We start from the raw sequence: 1,094 nt of genomic DNA, 5'->3' as shown, positions 1-1,094 counted from the left end.
CGTGCCACACCAGCGTGTGACCGCGGACCTTCATGCCCTTGCTCAGCGCGTGGTTGACGATCTGGTCGGCGGAGCTCCAGTTGAAGGAGTTGCGGGAGGGCTCGATCGGCCCCCACTTCATCTCGTTTTCCGCCGTGACCGAGTTGAACTCCCGGTCCCAGGTCGCCACATACGTCGAGTCGTTCAGGTGGCCGGCCGCGATCGCGGTGCCGAAGTAACGGCCGCTCTGTGCGGCCGCGGCGCCGAGCGTTCCGGCCGCGGCGCCGGCGGGGACCGATGCCGCCAGCGCGGTGACCGCGCCGAGTACGCCGAGGGCGCCGGCGACCAGCATCCGGCGGGTTCCGCCGGACGAGGATTTTTCGCCCATGCCTGAGCCTCCACTGCGAAATCAATGAGGGGAACGCGGACAGACGTCCGCGGGAAACACACGCGATCCGTCGTCGCGCCGAGACTGCGGCCCCTGCCGCCCACCACCGACCCCGGCAGGAGGAAGCCGCCTTGGGGAGCAGTGTGGGAAATCATCACGAAATGTGTCAAGGGCGTTCCCCGTAAGTTTCGATCGCCCCATCGCCGATCATGCTCGCACCCTGCGCCGATGTGGTGGGCGATTCTGTAAGTTTCCGGATGCCCCTCCAAGGCGCCCTCAACGGCCGCCGTGACGATGAACGTTTCATCGTCGCCGGTCCTCCGCGTTACGCGTCCGCATCTCGCCACGGCAGGTGGAACGGCTTGACCGGGGCGGGACGGCCGGGACGGCGGGACCGCGGTGCTTGACGGGGACTCGTCACGTCGTATTTGCTCCGCCGCACCACCACGAATACTGGCGCGACAACGAAGAAAGGCGGGCCCGAGGGACGCTATGTTAGCGCTAACAAAGTCTGAAGGGCGAGGTCGTACGCTCGCCGCGATCGTCCTGGCCGCGGCTGTGGTGGCCTTGGGCACGGTGCTGGGAGCGGGTGTCGCGAGAGCGGAGTCCAACGGCGGGGTGCGGGTCATGCCGCTGGGCGACTCGATCACCGAGGGCACCCAGGTGCCCGGCGGCTACCGGATCGGGTTGTGGCAGCGCCTGGCCTCCGGCCGCTACACGATCGACT

At 68.1% G+C, this 1,094-nt stretch carries 1 protein-coding gene and 1 pseudogene; one reads left to right on the top strand and one right to left on the bottom strand.

Annotation, left to right across the window (positions count from 1 at the left end):
• Positions 1 to 367 (bottom strand): endo-1,4-beta-xylanase (locus HHX41_RS39420; protein WP_182910012.1); only part of this gene is annotated, 367 nt, incomplete at its 3' end.
• Between the two features lie 492 nt (positions 368 to 859).
• Between HHX41_RS39420 and HHX41_RS39415 the strand changes: the two are divergent.
• Positions 860 to 1,094 (top strand): annotated as a pseudogene (locus HHX41_RS39415) (hypothetical protein); the annotation flags it as partial.

This window comes from Microbispora sp. H13382 (assembly GCF_014161445.1).
In the GTDB taxonomy this organism is placed as follows: domain Bacteria; phylum Actinomycetota; class Actinomycetes; order Streptosporangiales; family Streptosporangiaceae; genus Microbispora.
This window is presented reverse-complemented; position numbering and strand designations above follow the sequence as displayed.